Origin of the sequence: Burkholderia sp. LMU1-1-1.1, assembly GCF_040675865.1 — a bacterium.
Lineage (GTDB): Bacteria > Pseudomonadota > Gammaproteobacteria > Burkholderiales > Burkholderiaceae_D > Rugamonas.
In genome coordinates, this window is sequence record NZ_JBEGHG010000078.1 from 1 (window position 1) to 16632 (window position 16632).

The window sequence follows — 16632 nt, forward strand, 5'->3', positions numbered from 1 at the left end:
TTCTGCCTGCTTCAGGATGGCGATGATTTGGCTGTCGGTGAATCGGGAAGTCTTCATTGCAGAACTTTCAAAAAGCTAATTGAGAAAATTCTACTTCTGATGGCGATCATTTGCAGGGGGGATTACCATGGGGCATTTCAAGGTCGCTCCGGCCTCGCGCGGCGCGACGCGATACGAGTTGGCGGATTTCACCATCAAGAACTGTTTTGGCGGCTGAAACAGCCTGGTAAAAAATATAACGGTAAATGGCGGTTTTCGTTATTGAAACGGGCTATTGCACAATAGGAAATCCGGCGACACTTCATGCCACGATAACTTTTGCTTATTCCAGGCGACAACATGAAAAATCCATCCCGCCGCCGCATCGCCGGCATGCTCATCCTTGTGCTTGCCTCGTCGGTCGCCGCCCCGCTGATGGCGCAGGTCACGCCACCTGCCTTCGCGGCCATCTTCGGCGACCACGCCGTGTTGCAGCGCGGCGAGCCGCTGACCGTATGGGGCACGGCAAGCCCCGGCCAACGCGTGACGGTGAGCCTGGCCGGCACGACCGTCGAAGCGAGCGCGGGGGCGAACGGCCGATGGCGCTTGACCATGCCGGCGATGCCGGCCGGCGGACCGCATACCCTGTCGGTCGCCGGCAATGGCGGCGGCGCCACCCTCAAGGACATCATGATCGGCGACGTCTACCTGTGCGGCGGCCAGTCGAACATGGCGTTCCCGGCGCGGCTGTCGACCGGCGCGTGGCCGGACTTTCCCGCCAATCCGGACCTGCGCTTCGTCAATATTCAAAACGTCAGCGAAGCCGCCGTCCAGGACGATCTGAAGCGGCCGCTGGAATGGCAGGTGGTGTCGCCCAAGACCGCCGGCGAGGCCTCGGCGGTATGCTACTACATGGCGCGCACGCTGCAACAGCGCCAAAAGGTGCCGGTCGGCTTCATTAATTCAAGCTGGGGCGGAACGACCATCCAGGGCTGGATCGGCGCTTCATCGCTGAAGACGCTGCCGGCCTATGCCGGACGGCTCGATGCGCTGGCCGGGATGGCGTCGAATCCGGCCAAGGCGATGGCCGGCGAGGCGCGCCGGCACCAGCAATGGTGGGAGGCCCATGACCCGCAGGCCAAGGCACAGCGCAAGTGGAGCGCGCCGGACTTCGACGACTCCGCGTGGCCGAGCCTGACACCGAAGGGATCGTGGAAGGATGCCGGCATCCCCGCGCTGGCGGACTTCGACGGCGCCGCGTGGTTCCGTACCACGGTAACCCTGGACGAGGCGCAGGCGCGGGCGGCGAACACGCTGCAGCTGGGCCCCATCGACACGTACGACAGTACCTGGGTCAACGGCGTGCGCGTCGGCGGCGGCAGCACCGCCTGGGTGTGGCGCGATTATCCGGTGCCGGCCGGCGTGTTCAAACCGGGCCGCAACGTGATCGCGGTCCACGTGCTCGGCGGCGGCACGGGAGGCGGGTTGACCGGGCAGCCGGAATATCGCGGCGTCAAAACCGGCGATGGCCAGTTCATCGCTTTGTCGGCGCCATGGAAATACCAGGCGGGCACGCGTCTGAAGGGCCTGTCGATACCGCCGGCGCCGTGGGATATTCCGACCAGCCTGTCGACTCTGCACAACGCCATGATCGCGCCGTTGGCCGGCTACAAGTTCAAACTGGCGGCGTGGTATCAGGGCGAGTCCAACGCGGGCGAACCGAAGGAATACGAGACCCTGCTGCCGCTGCTGATCGCCGATTGGCGCAAGACCTTCGGCCAGCCGCAATTGCCTTTCCTGGTCGCCCAGCTGTCGGCGTTCGGCCAGGTCCCGACCAAGCCTGTCGATTCGAACTGGGCGCGCTTGCGGGAGGCCCAGGCCAAAACCGTGCGCAACGACCCGCATGCCGGCCTGGCCGTCACCATCGATGTCGGCGACCGCACCGATATTCATCCGCCGCAGAAAGCGGTCGTGGGGGAGCGCCTGGCCCTGGCGGCGCGCGCGCTGGCGTACGGCGAGGCGATCGCGCCCGGCGGACCCGAGGCGGTCGGCGTGGCGCGGACGGGCGAGGATCTGGTGGTCAAATTCAAGAACGCCGGCGGCGGTTTGCGCAGCTATGGCGCCGGCCACGCGACCGGTTTCGAGGCGTGCGCCGGCGCCGAATGCCGGTATGTGCTGGCGGTGCCGCAAGGCGATACGGTGACTTTGAAAGGGGCCAACCTGCCAGGCACCACGCGTGTCCGTTATGCCTGGGCCGATGCGCCCTACGTGAATCTCTACAGCGCCGAAGACTTGCCGGCGGCGCCGTTCGAGCTGGAGGTCAAATAAGCGCCGACGGGCGGCCCGGCGCCGCCCGCGTCTCAATAAATGGTAATCAGATCCATCTGGAGGATGACTTGAACAAGAAGAAGACGAACGGTGTGGACAAAGGTATCTCGGAAGGCCGCAGGCAGTTGTTGGTGTCGGCCGGTTTGGCGATGGCGTTTCCGGGACTGGCCGGCGCCACGGTGGTCGCCACCACGGCGGGCGGCGGCCGCGAAAACCTCGAATTGTGGTATCAGCGCCCGGCCGGCGCTTGGGTCGAAGCGCTACCGGTGGGTAATGGCCGCCTGGGAGCGATGTGCTTCGGACGGGTCGCGCAGGAGCGTATCCAGCTGAACGAGGACACGCTGTTCGCTGGCGGGCCGTATGACCCGAACAATCCGCGTTCGCTGGAGGCGCTGCCGGAGATCAGGAAGCTGGTCGATCAAGGCAAGTTGGCCGAGGCGGCGGACATGATCTCCTCCTCGATGATGGCCAAACCGTTGATACAGATGCCTTACGGCGCGGCCGGCGACCTGTTGCTCGACTTCGTGGGCATGGCGGGCGCCGACAACTACCGGCGTTCCCTCGAACTGGACACCGCCATCGCCACCACTCGCTTCAGTGATGGCAAGGCGCGGCATCTGCGCGAAGTGTTTTCCAGCGCGCCCGACCAGGTGCTCGTGATCCGCCTGACCGCCCAGGGCGGCACGCTCGATTTCGATCTCGGCTATCGTCATCCTGCCGCCGCCAAGTACGGCGACACCGATTATGACGGTCGCCAGAAAGAGGCTGCGGCGCCGATAGGCGTGGCGTGGGACTACCGTGAACCGCCGCGCGCCGGGGAGCGCCCGACCACCCTGTCCGTGCGCGCCGATGGCGGCGACGCGCTGCTGGTCGAAGGGCGCAATATCGAGGCGGCCGGCATTCCGGCGGCGCTGCGCTACGCGGTGCGCGTGAAGGCCGTCGGCGACGGCACGATCACGCCGCGCGGCGACCGCATCGAAGTGCGCGGCGCACGCACGGTGACGCTGCTGGTGGCGGCGGCGACCAGCTATGTCAACTACGCCGATGTCGGTGGCGATCCGCTCAAGACCGTGCGCGCGCAAACCGAGGCGGCCGCCGCCAAACCGTACGCGCGGCTGCGCGCCGCGCACCTCGCCGCGCACCAGAAGTTGTTCCGCCGGCTGTCGCTGCGCATCGGCTCCGGCGCGGGCGCCAATGCCGCCGCGGCCGCGCCGACCAACGAACGCATCGCCGCCGTCGAGGCGCGCCCCGACGCCGCGCTGGCGGCGCTGTACGTGCAGTACGGCCGCTATTTGCTGATGTCGTCCTCGCGCCCCGGCAGCCAGCCGGCCAACCTGCAGGGCCTCTGGAACGAAGGGACCAATCCGCCGTGGGGTTCCAAGTACACCATCAACATCAACACCCAGATGAATTACTGGCCGGCCGAATCGGCCAACCTGGGCGAGTGCGTCGAGCCGCTGGTGCGCATGGTGGAGGATTTGTCGGTCACCGGCGCCGTCACCGCGCGCAAGGGCTACGGCGCGCGCGGCTGGATGGCGCACCACAACACCGATCTATGGCGCGCCGCCGCGCCCATCGACGGCCCGAAATGGGGCATGTGGCCGTGCGGCGGCGCGTGGTTGTGCCAGGCGTTGTGGGAGCACTACGAATACAATCCTGACCAGGCCTGGCTGCGCCGGATTTATCCGCTGCTGAAAGGGGCGGCGTTGTTCTTCGTCGATACGCTGGTCGAAGATCCTCAGGGCAGGGGACTGGTCACATCGCCGTCGATCTCGCCCGAGAATGAGCATCACAAAGGCGTGGCCACCTGCGCCGGCCCGGCCATGGACCGCCAGATCGTGCGCGACCTGTTTGGCTGGACGCTCAAGGCCCATGCGCTGCTCAAGGATGGCGACGGCGCCTTCGCCACCACCCTGGAGACGATGCGCGCCCGCTTGCCGGCGGACCGCATCGGCGCGCAGGGGCAGTTGCAGGAATGGCTGGAGGATTGGGACGCCGGCGCGCCGGAGCAGCAGCACCGCCATGTCTCGCATTTGTACGCGGTGTATCCGAGCGAGCAAATCAACGTGCGCGACACGCCGGAGTTGATCGCCGCCGCGAAAGTGACGCTCAACACGCGTGGCGACAAATCGACCGGCTGGGCGACGGCGTGGCGGCTGGCGCTGTGGACGCGCATGGGCGAGGGCGAGCGCGCCTATGCGATCCTTCAAGGACTACTGGGGCCGGAGCGCACCTATCCGAACATGTTCGACTCCCATCCGCCGTTCCAGATCGACGGCAACTTCGGCGGCGCGGCGGCGATCCTGGACATGCTGGTGCAGTCGTGGGGCGGCGAGATCCACATCCTCGCGGCCCTGCCCAAGGCGTGGCCGGAAGGCTCGCTGCGCGGCGTGCGCGCCAAGGGCGGCGTCGAGCTCGATCTGGACTGGGCCGACGGCCGGATGCACCGCCTGCGCCTGCGCGGCAAGCCGCACGACAAGGTGCGGGTGCGCTACCGCGACCGCTTGATCCAGGTTGTGCTGGATAAGAAAGGGGCTGGGGCGGTGATGTAGCGGTCGATCAGGCGAGCACCCAGATTTTGCGGATGGTTTCGAGTGTGCGCCAGGTCCCCGTGTAGCCGGGCTTCATGATGAAATGGTCGCCCGCCTTGACGATGATGGGCGCGTGGCCGTCTTCGGTGATTTCCGCGACGCCCGCCAGGATGCAGCAATACTCCCAGGTTTCGCCCTTGATCGAGCGGTTGGTGCCGGGGGAGGACTCCCATACACCGGCACGCACCAGTCCGTCCTTGGCGCTGTCGATATCCCAGTTTTTGCACCGGATGTCGCCCTCGATGACGCGCTCGGCCGGCGGCTGGTATTCACGCGCTTCGCCGAGTTGGTCCAGTTCGAATTTCACTAACAGTCGCGTCATGCCGCCTCTCCCTTGAATAGAATGTCCACAAAGTATAGGCGCGCGCGATCGGCGCGCGCTGCCGTATATGCATCGGCAGCGACACAATCGGTTTAACACGGGGCGTTCCATGCCAGAATATGCGGCGGCGCACCGAGCGTCACGTCCAGCGGTTTTTCCGGTTTCGATCCCGCTCGGCGGGACGTTGCGCGCCGCGAACGGCTCGCGCGGGACGATTCGGCTGGAAAACTTTTCGATCCCGATATCGTCTTCCAGGAGCCGCTCCAAGCGCCTGGAAATGGGCCACGCTCGGCGCCACGATTTTCAGCAAGTAATCGTAGCCGCAGTTAAGCAAAAGGCTGCACGTTCCAGCAACCTTCGTGCTCCTCTTTCAGCCGCCGCGCGGCCGCCGAAGGGCGAAGCATCTCCCAAGCATGGGGAGGCGGCCCAGGACCGTGCCGCTCCCCCAGGCGCTTGAGAGAATATCCGACCGCCGTACAGCGCCGTCGTGTCAGAGCACGCTATCGATGGCGCCGGTAATTTGCGCCTTCAGCCCGACAATGTCGACCGTATTGCCGCTGCCGTGCGCTACCGCTGTATAGATCCCGTCCCCATTGCCGTCGTGATAAACCTCATTGAAGGTGTAACCGCCCACGGAGCGCGTTTCCAGCACATAACCTGGCTCGAGTGAGCTGTAGGCGAGGCCGCCGCCGGGGGTAATCGTTAGCTTATTGCCGTCAGGTAGCACCTGCTGCGCGGCGCTGATGGCGCCGTTGGCGTCGAAAGTGAACGTGGCGCGGGCATATGGTGCCACGTCCAGCAGCGTGGCCGCACCGTTCGCAGGGATATCGCTCACCATCACGTCGGTTTTGGTGTACAGGCCTGTCTCGCTCGATAGCTTGAAATCGGTACGCTCGATGGTGTGTCCATACACGGAATTCTCCGTCACGGTACCGTCCGCGCCGATCGAGAAAGTGGTGGTTGGCCCGATAGGCAAAGTGGAACTGAGTGCCGTGGTGCCGAACTTTGTTGTGATTTGCACCGCGGTGACCGCGCCGTCTTCGACCGTGAAGCTGTAGCCGACGTGGTCGTCGAAGGCGCCGGCCGGGTGTGGATAGCCAAGCGCCGGCGGCACCGATGTCGCGCGTGCGTTCGAGGCGTCCCAGGCGGTGGCGGTCGAGGCCGTCAACGCGGCGGTGCTGACAATTTCAGTCGTCAAGTTCGTCACGGATGGTATCGGTGTATTTGCTACGTAACTTTCGTAGGCGCGTTGCGCACCGGCGATCACACTATTTGGTATATCGAACTTATATTCGTTAACGCGGAAATTACTGTGGTTCATAGTTAGCTCCAGTGAGGGTAAAAGAAATTGAACTGTACAGTTCAGTACAGTTACGTTCAATTGTACCCCAGTAAATCGATGCTGGAGCCTCAATGCACCGTTAACGGACACCGTAACAATGACGCTTGGCTTGACGCTGGGGGGGCTTGCGCTTATATTAATGACTTACAAGTAAGTTAATATGAAACCCACCCATGCAAGCCCCTCAAGACACCAAGCCACGCTGGGAGCGACGCAAGGACGCGCGGCCGCAGGAGTTGCTGGCAGCCGCGCTGGAGCAGTTCGTCGAACGTGGCTACGCAGCCACCCGTCTTGAAGACGTGGCCAAGCGCGCCGGCGTGTCCAAGGGCACGCTGTACCTGTATTTCACCAACAAGGAAGAGCTATTCAAGGCCGTCGTGCGCGAGAACATCGTGCAAGCCATCGGCGAGGCCGAACAGGACGCGGCCGTGTTCGAAGGCCACAGCGGCGAGCTGCTGCGCACCATCCTGATGGCCTGGTGGGACGAGATCTGCACCACGCACCTGGCCGGCATTACCAAGCTGATGCTCTCCGAAGGCCAGAATTTCCCCGAACTTGCCAAGTTTTACAACGAGGAGGTGGTCAAGCGCGGCAGCGACCTGATCACCAGCGTGCTGGTGCGCGGCATCGGCCGGGGCGAGTTCCGGCTGGTCGATCCGGCCGTCATGACGCCGGTGTTGATCGCGCCGGTGATGATGCTGATGATGTGGACCAACTCCTTCATGCCGGCCTGCGAGATGCCGGCCATCGATCCGCACGCTTTCATGGACACCTTCATCGGCACCACGCTGGGCGGCCTGGAGGCGGTCGCGTCGTGAGCGGCCCCGTGGCGTTTTCCGTCCAAGTTGCCAATTTGGTAGGTTCATCCCCCTTAAACTGCAGACTGTCGCAATTTCCCGCGATACGGCCGTCAACTCGTTAATATGTGCCTCCATGCCAGTTCAACGATAAAATGACGGATTATTTAATCCCGACCGAGTCATAAGATGAATATCGAACAAGCCCGTTTCAACATGATCGAACAGCAAATCCGTCCCTGGGACGTCCTCGACCCGGACGTTCTGGAGCTGTTGCACGTGGTTAAACGTGAGAATTTCGTCCCGGCCGCGCACAAGGCGCTGGCCTTCGTCGACGCCGAGATCCCGCTGCCGGGCGGCGAATCGATGCTGATGCCTAAGATCGAGGCGCGCCTGTTGCAGGACGTGAACCTGAAAAAGCACGAAAACGTGCTCGAGATCGGCACCGGTTCCGGCTACATGGCCGCGCTGCTGGCGCACAAGGGCCGCCACGTGACGACGGTGGAGATCTCGCCGGAACTGAAGGCGCTGGCGGAAAAGAATTTGGCCGACAACGGCGTGACCAATGTGACGGTCGAGCTGGGCAACGGCGCGCAGGGCTGGCCGAACGGCGCGCCCTACGACGTGATCGTCGTGTCGGGCTCGCTGCCGGTGCTGCCGGAGTCGCTGCTGCAGCAACTGAAGGTGGGCGGACGCCTGGCCGTCATCATCGGCCAGGCGCCGGCGATGAAGGCGCAATTGATTACCCGTACCGGCGAAGCCGGCTACGACACGCGCACCTTGTTCGAGACCAGCGTCAAACCGCTGGCCTCGGCCACGACGCCGTCGGCCTTCCAGTTTTAAGCGGCGGGCGGCGTATGCAGCATATTACCGCTCCGGAACTGGCCGCGTGGCTGGCCGACGAGGCGCGTCCCCGGCCGGTGTTGCTGGACGTGCGAGAGAATTGGGAATTCGAGACCTGCCGCATCGACGGCTCGGTACAGATCCCGATGAACACGATACCGGCGCGCATCGACGACCTCGATGAGGACGCCGAGATCGTCTGCATCTGCCACCACGGCGCGCGCAGCCTGCAGGTGGCCGCCTTCCTGGAGCGTAACGGCTTCGGCAAGACGGTTAACCTGACCGGCGGCATCCACGCCTGGGCGCTGCAGGTCGATCCCGCGATGGCGAAGTACTAAGGCCGCGCGGGACGCAGCCGGCGGCGCCGAGGCGGCACTGTTTTTGATTTGATCAACTTTTTTTGACGACTCCAACGGAGAATGCAATGCAGAGACCCCTTATCGCCGTGCTGATCACCAGCGCCTTTTTGACGCTCAACGCACAGGCGGCCGATCTTCTTCAAGTCTATCAGCAAGCGCTCGCGAACGACGCCACGTACGCCAGCGCCCGCTCTTCGGTTGAAGCTGGTCGCGAGCGGATCACGCAGGGGCGCTCCGGCCTGCTGCCGACCATCAGCGCCAACGGTTCCAACACCCGCAACACGGGCGATTTCACGCCGTTCAATGTCGGCCAGGTGGACGTCATCGGCGGCGTGCCGGTCGTCGCCAACAAGCGCAACACCGATTTCCACACCAACACTTACACCGTGGCGCTGACGCAGCCGCTGTTCAACTGGGGCCTGTGGCAGAGCTACGAGCAGAGCAAGCTGGCGCAGGCGCAGGCCGAGGCCACCTTCGCCCAAGCGCGCCAGGATTTGATCACCCGCGTCGCGCAAGCGTACTTCGACGTGCTGACGGCGCAGGACAACCTCACCTCGACCCAGGCGCAAAAGGTGGCGACCACCGAGCAGCTGGCCTCGGCCAAGCGCAACTTCGAGGTCGGCACCCAGACCATCACCGACACCCATGAGGCGCAGGCGGCCTACGATCTGGTGGTGGCGCAGGAATTCGCCGCCATCAACGACCTCGACAACAAGCGCACGGCGCTCCAGGTCATCATCGGCCAGGCGCCGGGCGAACTGGCGCCGCTGCGCGCCGGCGTGACGATCGCCGCGCCGGAGCCCGCCGCCGTCGATCCGTGGATCAGCTCGGCGGAAGGCCAGAACTTCGCCGTCATCTCGGCCCAGCTGTCGCTGGAGATCGCCAAGCGCGAGATCTCGCGCAACCGCGCCAACCACATGCCGACCGCGAACCTGACGGCGGCCACCCAGCACACCAGCCAGACCGCGTCCGGCACGCAAAAGACCAATGCCATCGGCCTGACCTGGAACATCCCGATCTTCAACGGCTTCGCCATCACCAGCAAGGTGCGCGAAACCATCGCGTTGGAAGACAAGGCTCGCAACGATCTGGAATCGACCAAGCGGCTGGCGTCGCAAAACGCGCGCCAGGCCTTCCTCGGCATGAACAGCGGCCTGGCCCAGGTCAAGGCGCTGGAGGCGGCGGAAGTGTCGAGCAAATCGTCGCTCGATTCGAACAAGTTGGGCTACCAGGTCGGCGTGCGGATCAACATCGACGTGTTGAACGCGCAGCGCCAGCTGTACGCGACGCAGAAAGACCTGTCGAAGGCGCGCTACGACACCATCATGAACGGCCTGCGCCTGAAGTCGGCGGCCGGCACCTTGAAGGAAGAGGATCTGGCGCCGGTCAACGCGCTGTTGGCGCGTTAAACCTTACAGCCCCGCGCCCTGGCCGTCGAAACTGCGCTCGATCAACTCGATCTTGTAGCCGTCCGGGTCGGTGACGAAGGCGATCACCGTCGAGCCGCCCTTGACCGGGCCGGGTTCGCGGGTGACGGTGCCGCCGTTGGCGCGCACCGCCGCCGCCGCCGCATAGATGTCGTCGGCCGAGATGGCGATGTGGCCGTAGGCGTTGCCCATGTCGTAGCTGGTGGTGCCGTAGTTGTACGTCAGCTCCAGCTCGGCATGGTCGGGATTGGAACCGTAGCCCAGGAACGCCAGCGTGTACTTGTACTCGGGGTTGTCACTGGTGCGCAGCAGTTTCATGCCCAGCACCTTGGTGTAAAAATCGATCGAGCGCTGAAGGTCGCCGACCCGCAGCATCGTGTGCAAAATACGCATCGTGGTCTTTCGTTGGTGAAGTGAGAAACCGGGATTCTATGCGTTTTGCCGCATTCTTGCTCAGCCCTGCAACTGGGCGTCGAGCGTGATCTCGGCGTTGAGCAGCTTCGACACCGGGCAGTTCAGCTTGGCCTTCAACGCCGCCTCGTCGAATTTCTTCTGGTCGGCGCCGGGAATCGTCGCGATCAGGTTCAGGTGCACCTTGGTGATGGCGAAGGCGCCGTCGACCTTGTCCAGCGTGACCGTCGCCGTGGTCGCCAGATGCTTGGCGGTCATGCCGGCGTCGGCCAGGATGCCCGACAGCGCCATCGTGAAGCAGCCGGCGTGGGCCGCGCCGATCAGCTCTTCCGGATTGGTGCCGGGACCGTCCTCGAAGCGGGTGTGGAAGCCGTATTGCACGCCATCCATGGCGCCGCTCTCGGTGGAAATCTTACCGGCGCCGTCCTTCAGGGTGCCGCTCCAGACTGCTGATCCTGCGCGTTCGTTGCTCATGGTGATCTCCGTTTGGTGGGTCTGTACATAGAAGTCTCATCATGGCGGCAGTGTGCGGCCCGGTCCGTTCGCTGGCGCACACTGCGTCCGGCCGTCAGCGCGCGGCCGTCTTGGCGGCCGGCGCCACGCGCCAGATGATGTTGCCCACGTCGTCGGCCACCAGCAGCGCGCCGGCCTTGTCGACGGCCACGCCGACCGGCCGGCCCTGCGCCTTGCCGTCCTTGTCGAGGAAACCGGACAGGAAATCCTGCGGCGGCCCCGACGGCTTGCCGTTACTGAATGGAACGAACACCACCTTGTAGCCGCTGTGCGGCTTGCGGTTCCACGAGCCGTGCTGGCCGATGAACACGCCGCCCTGGTAGCTCTGCGGGAACAGCTTGGCCTCGTAGAACGCCAGCCCCAGCGAGGCCGTGTGCCCGCCCAGCGCGTAGTCGGGCGCGATGGCCTTGGCCACCAGATCCGGCTTGGGCGGCTTGACGCGGGCGTCGACCTTCTGGCCGAAGTAGCTGTACGGCCAGCCGTAGAAGCCGCCGTCCTTGACCGACGTCATATAGTCGGGCACCAAGTCGTTGCCCAGCTCGTCACGCTCGTTGACGGCGGTCCACAGGGCTTTGGTTTGCGGCTCCCAGCCCATGCCGTTGGGGTTGCGCAGGCCGGTGGCGAACAGGCGCGACTTGTTGGTGGCCAGGTCCAGCTCCCAGATCGCGGCGCGGCCTTCCTCGGCCTCCATGCCGTTTTCGGCGACGTTGCTGTTCGAGCCGACCGTCGCATAGAGGAACTTGCCGTCCGGGCTGGCGATGATGTTCTTGGTCCAGTGGTGGTTCAAGGTGCCGGCCGGCAGGTCCATGACCTTGACGCCGGGCGCGGTGATGCTGGTCTCGCCTTCCTTGTACGGGAAGCGCACGATGGCGTCGCTGTTGGCCACGTACAGGTTGTTGCCGACCAGCGCCATGCCGAACGGCGAATTCAAGCCCTTGAGGAAGACCGTGCGGGTCTGCGCCACGCCCTTGGCGTCGAGCCCGCGCAGCAAGGTGATGCGGTTGGCCGACTCGGTGACCGCGCCGGCCTTCTTCATCTGGTGCTTCATGACGGCGCCCTTGATGCCCTTGCTGTCGTCCGGCTTGGGCGGGGCGTTGGTCTCGGCCACCAGCACGTCGCCGTTGGGCAGGGTGTAGACCCAGCGCGGATGGTCGAGCCCGCGCGCATAGGCGGTGACGGCGAAGCCGGCGGCCGGCTGCGGGGTTTCCTGCGCGGTCCAGCGGTCCACCGGCGCGACGTTGACGGTGGGGATCAGCGATTTCTCCGGCTCCGGCAGCGCCGGATTCGGGCCGTAGCCGACCGGATAGGAGGCGCCTTGCGCCAGCGCCGCTTGAGGCGCCAGCACCGCGCCAAGGATCAGAAGTGCGCCTGCGGTGGTGTTTTTCATGATGATGTTCGTTACCCTGGTAATTTGTATGGTTGGCGGATGAGCCGGCGGCTCAGTCGCGCTTGGTGTTCGGTTGCGGCCGCGCCGTGGCCTCGCGCGGCACCGGCGTCTTGACATGCTCGACGCCCGGTTTGTTGCGTGCGTCGGTATCGACCATGCCGCTGTCGACGTCGGCGGCGGCCTGTTTGCCCACGCTGCGCGGCTCGATGTCCTGGCTGTCCGGCGACTCGTCGCGCTCGTGCGGCATGCGCTTCTGGCCGTCGTTTTTCACCTTGGCGTCGGTATTGACTTGTTGGTCCTTCATGATGGTTCTCCCTCGAATCGTTGTTTTAACGATAGTAACGAGTTGGTTTTGCATCGGTCGCTAGATTGAATATCGACAACATTAGGGTGAACTCGTTTATCATTTAGTCTACTTTTCCACCAGGGTTGAACGCATGAGCACTGCCGCACATTCCGTCCCGGACAGCCACGCCCCGGCCTCCCGCTGTCCCAACTGCGAGGCGGTGCTCACCGGCGCGTTTTGCGCCAATTGCGGCCAGGAGGCCCACCTGCACCACGCCAGCACGCGCGAATTCCTGCACGAATTCATCGGCCATTACGTGGCGATCGAGGGCAAGCTGTGGGGCACGATGTCGCGCCTGCTGTTCCGTCCGGGCGCGCTGACCAACGAATACATCCGTGGCCGCCGCGTGCGTTACGTGCAGCCGCTGCGCATCTACCTCACCTTGAGCCTGCTGTTTTTCGCGGTGCTCAAGTTCACCGGCGGTTTCGAGCCGGTGATCGACGAGAAGGCAAGACCGACAGGCGCCGAGGTGGCGCACACCGCCGGGCGCGACGCGCCGGACGCGCAGCGGGGCAAGGCGGCGGCCGAAGCGGCCATCGCCGACATGGAACAGGAGCTCAAAGCCGGCACGCCCGACAATAACGAGCGCAAGGCCGGCAAGACGGAGGCCGACAACGAGTTCGGCCCGAAGGAGTTCGACGACCTGCTGAGCGGCTGGCCGCGCGTGCGACACCAATGGCATATGTTCACCGCGCTGCCGCAGGAGCAGCAGAAAAAAGTGTTCGCCGACGCCTTTTACCGCTACGCGCCGTACGCGATTTTCTGCCTGATGCCGGTGTTCGCGCTGTTCCTCAAGATCCTGTACCTTGGATCGGGACGGCGCTTCGGCGAGCACGTGCTGTTCGCACTGCACACCAACGCCTTCGCCTATTTCATCTTCTGCGCCATGTTGCTGATCAATGTGGGCATCATCGACTTCGTGCTGTGGTGCTGGCTGCTGGCCTATCTGCCGTGGGCGATGCGGCGCGTCTACCACCGCAGCCGCTTCGGCACTTTCTGGCGCTGGGCGGTGCTGATGACGTCCTTCATGATCTGCATCTTCCTGGCGAGCGCCCTGAGCGCGGCCAGCGGCATCATGACCTTGCACTGAGCGGCCCCGCGGCGAGATGGCGGCGGTTCAAATGCGGGCCGGTGCTTGCAGTCTGGCGGCCCGCGCACTATACTGCGGAAAATACTGTCTAAACGTACAGTAACGGGTGGGCCGACGGGTGATGGCAGAAGCCGGCGTTATGGGTTACTCTGCTGCGTGTCGTCGATTCCACCTTTTTGCCGAGACTTTTATGCCCGCCATGCACGCCGATTTTCAAACCATAGCACTGGTCGTGCGCCCGAACACCGACGGCATCTCCGAATCGGTGGGCAGCGTGGTCGACTTCCTGCGCCGGGGCGGGCGCACGGTGGTGTTCGAGGAGCAGACCGCCGAGCATCTGGCGGGCGCCTTCGACGGCGTTTGCGCGCTCAGCGCCAGCGAGATCGGCGCCGAATGCGATGCCGCCATTGTCATGGGCGGCGACGGCACCATGCTCGGCATCGCGCGCCAGCTGGCGCCGTTCGACGTGCCGCTGATCGGCATCAACCAGGGGCGGCTCGGCTTCATGACCGACATCCCGCTCGAGGGCATGCTCGACGTGCTGGCCAAGATCCTCGGCGGCAGCTACAAGGCCGAACGCCGCACCTTGCTCGAGGGGCGGGTGCGCCGCGATGGCAAGGACATCCACTTCGGCCTGGCCGTCAACGACGTCGTCGTCGCGCGCGGTGCCGGCGCCGGCATGGCCGAACTGCGGGTCGACGTCGACGGCCACTTCATGTACAACCAGCGCTCCGATGGCCTGATCATCTCCACCCCGACCGGCTCGACCGCGTACGCGCTGTCGGCCGGCGGCCCGCTGCTGCACCCGAGCCTGGGCGGCGTGGTGCTGGTGCCGATCGCGCCGCACGCGCTGTCGAACCGGCCCATCGTGCTGCCCGAATCGAGCCAGATCGTCATCGAGATCGTGCGCGGGCGCGACTGCAGCGTCAACTTCGACATGCAGACCTTCGCCAGCCTGCAAACGCAGGACCAGATCCTGATCCAGCGCTCGCCGCACGCGATCACCTTCCTGCATCCGGAGGGCTGGAACTACTTCAACACGCTGCGCGACAAGCTCCACTGGAACGAGTATCCGTCGGGCGAAGGCAAACTCAATTAACCACTCTCCAGGCATCCATGCTCCGTACCCTGTCCATCCGTGATTTCGTCATCGTCGACTCGATAGAACTGGAATTTTCCGCCGGCTTCACCGTCTTCACCGGCGAGACCGGGGCCGGCAAATCGATCCTGATCGACGCGCTGACCCTGGCGCTGGGCGGTCGCGGCGACGCCAGCGTGGTGCGCGAAGGCGCGGCCAAGGCCGACATCACGGCCGATTTCGCCGTCAGCGAACAGGCGCGCGACTGGCTCGCCGCCAACGAGTTTTCGGTGGAGGAGGGCGGCGCGCTGCTGCGCCGCGTGATCGACAACGCCGGCCGCAGCAAGGCCTACATCAACGGCATCGCCGCCACCGCGTCGCAGCTGCGCGAGCTGGGCGACATGCTGGTCTACATCCACGGCCAGCACGCGCACCAGTCGCTAATGAAAACCGAGGCGCAGCGCGTACTGCTCGACGGCCAGGCCGGCGCGGGCGCCGACGTCAAGGCGGTGGCGGCCAGCCACAAGGCGTGGCGCGCGCTGGCCAGGCAGTTGCAGGAGTTCGAAACCAACGCCGCCAACGTGCTGTACGAACGCGAGCGGCTCGAGTGGCAGGTCAACGAGCTGGAAAAGCTGGCCGTCAAGCCGGGCGAATGGGCCGAGGTGAGCAATGAGCAGAGCCGCCTGTCGCATGCCGCCAGCCTGCTCGAAGGCGCGCAGGAGGCGCTGGCGGCGCTGTCGGAATCGGAGGACCATCCGATCCTGTCGCAGCTGTCGTCGCTCAATCAAAAACTCGGCAAGCTGGCCAACATCGACACCGGCCTGCAGGCCATCGTCGACTTGATCGAACCGGCGCGCATCCAGCTGCAGGAGGCGGTGTACGCGATCAACGATTACCTCGACCGCGTCGACCTCGACCCGGAGCGGCTGCGCCAAGTGGAATCGCGGATGGAGGCGATCCACTCGGCCGCGCGCAAGTTCCGCGTCACCGAGGAACAGCTGCCGGAGGAGCACGTGAAGCTGGCCGAGCGCCTGTCGCAAATCGCCGACGCCAGCGACATCGAAGGCCTGCGCAAGCAGGAGGAAAAACTCAAGGCCGCCTACATGGACGTGGCCGGGCGCCTGAGCGCCACGCGCGCGCGGGCCGCGCGCCAGCTGGGCGAGGCCGTCACCAAGGCGATGCAGGAACTGAACATGACGGGCGGCCGTTTCGAGGTCGCGCTCAACGCCGGCGAACCGGGCGCGCACGGCCTGGAGCAGGTCGAATTCCTGGTGGCCGGCCACGCCGGCGTGGCCGCGCGGCCGCTGGCCAAGGTGGCCTCGGGCGGCGAACTGGCGCGCATCTCGCTGGCGATTTCCGTCATCACCTCCAACGCCACCACCACGCCGACCCTGATCTTCGACGAGGTCGACAGCGGCATCGGCGGCGGCGTGGCCGAAGTGGTCGGCCGGCTGCTGCGCCGCCTGGGGCAGGAGCGGCAAGTGCTGTGCGTCACGCACCTGCCGCAAGTGGCCAGCCAGGCGGGCCAGCACTTCCAGGTCGCCAAGGGAACCTTAGACAACGGCAAGACCGCCTCGCGCATCGACGTGCTCGACGCCAAGGCGCGCGTCGAGGAAGTGGCGCGCATGCTGGGTGGCCTGGAGATCACCGCCACCACGCGCAAGCACGCCCGCGAGCTGCTCGCCTCCTGATCCGGGGTCAGGTCCACCATTTCTACACGGGCTCATCCGCCCGACGAAATTCCCTTCTCCAACCTTGCCCGAAAGACCGGCGCCGCTGTCGCCGGTACGTTTGCGCCTCGTCAGCGCCGCGCCGCCGC

Annotated in this window: 16 protein-coding genes; 10 read left to right on the plus strand and 6 right to left on the minus strand. The window is 65.1% G+C overall.

Going from position 1 to position 16632, the window contains the following annotated elements; all coding sequences use genetic code 11:
* The 3 genes from MRBLMU1_RS29605 to MRBLMU1_RS29615 form a co-directional block, all read left to right on the plus strand.
* Positions 1-285: hypothetical protein (locus MRBLMU1_RS29605; RefSeq protein ID WP_363509643.1), on the plus strand; the 285-nt coding region annotated here is incomplete at its 5' end.
* Positions 286-339: 54 nt separating this feature from the next.
* Positions 340-2307 (plus strand): sialate O-acetylesterase, encoded by a 1968-nt coding sequence (locus MRBLMU1_RS29610; protein WP_363509645.1) that lies wholly within the window; start codon positions 340-342, stop codon positions 2305-2307.
* A gap of 68 nt (positions 2308-2375) precedes the next feature.
* Positions 2376-4859 (plus strand): glycoside hydrolase family 95 protein, encoded by a 2484-nt coding sequence (locus MRBLMU1_RS29615; protein WP_363509647.1) that lies wholly within the window; start codon positions 2376-2378, stop codon positions 4857-4859.
* Between the two features lie 7 nt (positions 4860-4866).
* Here the strand turns inward: MRBLMU1_RS29615 and MRBLMU1_RS29620 are convergent, their stop codons facing one another.
* A complete protein-coding gene (locus tag MRBLMU1_RS29620; protein WP_315219377.1) occupies positions 4867-5220 on the minus strand; it encodes a cupin domain-containing protein in 354 nt (117 codons plus the stop codon).
* Between the two features lie 490 nt (positions 5221-5710).
* A complete protein-coding gene (locus MRBLMU1_RS29625; RefSeq protein ID WP_363509650.1) occupies positions 5711-6541 on the minus strand; it encodes a hypothetical protein in 831 nt (276 codons plus the stop codon).
* 194 nt (positions 6542-6735) lie between these two features.
* Between MRBLMU1_RS29625 and MRBLMU1_RS29630 the strand changes: the two genes are divergently transcribed.
* The 4 genes from MRBLMU1_RS29630 to MRBLMU1_RS29645 all read left to right on the plus strand — a co-directional run bounded on the left by MRBLMU1_RS29630 (position 6736) and on the right by MRBLMU1_RS29645 (position 9970).
* The gene (locus MRBLMU1_RS29630) at positions 6736-7380 is read left to right on the plus strand and encodes a TetR/AcrR family transcriptional regulator (protein WP_363509652.1); all 645 of its coding nucleotides are present in this window, start codon (positions 6736-6738) and stop codon (positions 7378-7380) included.
* 168 nt (positions 7381-7548) lie between these two features.
* Positions 7549-8202: a protein-L-isoaspartate O-methyltransferase family protein gene (locus MRBLMU1_RS29635; RefSeq protein ID WP_363509654.1), complete on the plus strand. Its 654-nt coding sequence runs from the start codon at positions 7549-7551 to the stop codon at positions 8200-8202.
* Positions 8203-8216: 14 nt separating this feature from the next.
* The gene (locus tag MRBLMU1_RS29640; RefSeq protein WP_363509656.1) at positions 8217-8540 is read left to right on the plus strand and encodes a rhodanese-like domain-containing protein; all 324 of its coding nucleotides are present in this window, start codon (positions 8217-8219) and stop codon (positions 8538-8540) included.
* Positions 8541-8626: 86 nt separating this feature from the next.
* Positions 8627-9970 (plus strand): TolC family outer membrane protein, encoded by a 1344-nt coding sequence (locus MRBLMU1_RS29645; RefSeq protein ID WP_363509658.1) that lies wholly within the window; start codon positions 8627-8629, stop codon positions 9968-9970.
* A 3-nt stretch (positions 9971-9973) separates the two neighbouring features.
* Here the strand turns inward: MRBLMU1_RS29645 and gloA are convergent, their stop codons facing one another.
* The 4 genes from gloA to MRBLMU1_RS29665 form a co-directional block, all read right to left on the minus strand.
* A complete protein-coding gene (gloA, locus tag MRBLMU1_RS29650) occupies positions 9974-10381 on the minus strand; it encodes a lactoylglutathione lyase (protein WP_330923657.1) in 408 nt (135 codons plus the stop codon).
* A gap of 60 nt (positions 10382-10441) precedes the next feature.
* Positions 10442-10873, minus strand: a complete 432-nt coding sequence (locus tag MRBLMU1_RS29655; RefSeq protein WP_363509660.1) for an OsmC family protein — start codon at positions 10871-10873, stop codon at positions 10442-10444.
* A 94-nt stretch (positions 10874-10967) separates the two neighbouring features.
* Positions 10968-12299 (minus strand): PQQ-dependent sugar dehydrogenase, encoded by a 1332-nt coding sequence (locus tag MRBLMU1_RS29660; RefSeq protein WP_363509662.1) that lies wholly within the window; start codon positions 12297-12299, stop codon positions 10968-10970.
* Positions 12300-12351: 52 nt separating this feature from the next.
* Complete coding sequence (locus MRBLMU1_RS29665; RefSeq protein ID WP_363509664.1) at positions 12352-12603, minus strand: hypothetical protein; 252 nt, start codon at positions 12601-12603, stop codon at positions 12352-12354.
* Positions 12604-12736: 133 nt separating this feature from the next.
* Between MRBLMU1_RS29665 and MRBLMU1_RS29670 the strand changes: the two genes are divergently transcribed.
* The 3 genes from MRBLMU1_RS29670 (at position 12737) to recN (ending at position 16504) form a co-directional block, all read left to right on the plus strand.
* Positions 12737-13735: a DUF3667 domain-containing protein gene (locus MRBLMU1_RS29670; RefSeq protein ID WP_363509666.1), complete on the plus strand. Its 999-nt coding sequence runs from the start codon at positions 12737-12739 to the stop codon at positions 13733-13735.
* 190 nt (positions 13736-13925) lie between these two features.
* Positions 13926-14834, plus strand: coding sequence for an NAD kinase (locus MRBLMU1_RS29675; RefSeq protein WP_363509668.1), 909 nt, complete (start codon positions 13926-13928; stop codon positions 14832-14834).
* Positions 14835-14851: 17 nt separating this feature from the next.
* Positions 14852-16504, plus strand: a complete 1653-nt coding sequence (recN, locus tag MRBLMU1_RS29680) for a DNA repair protein RecN (protein WP_363509670.1) — start codon at positions 14852-14854, stop codon at positions 16502-16504.
* The last annotated feature ends 128 nt before the right edge of the window (positions 16505-16632 follow it).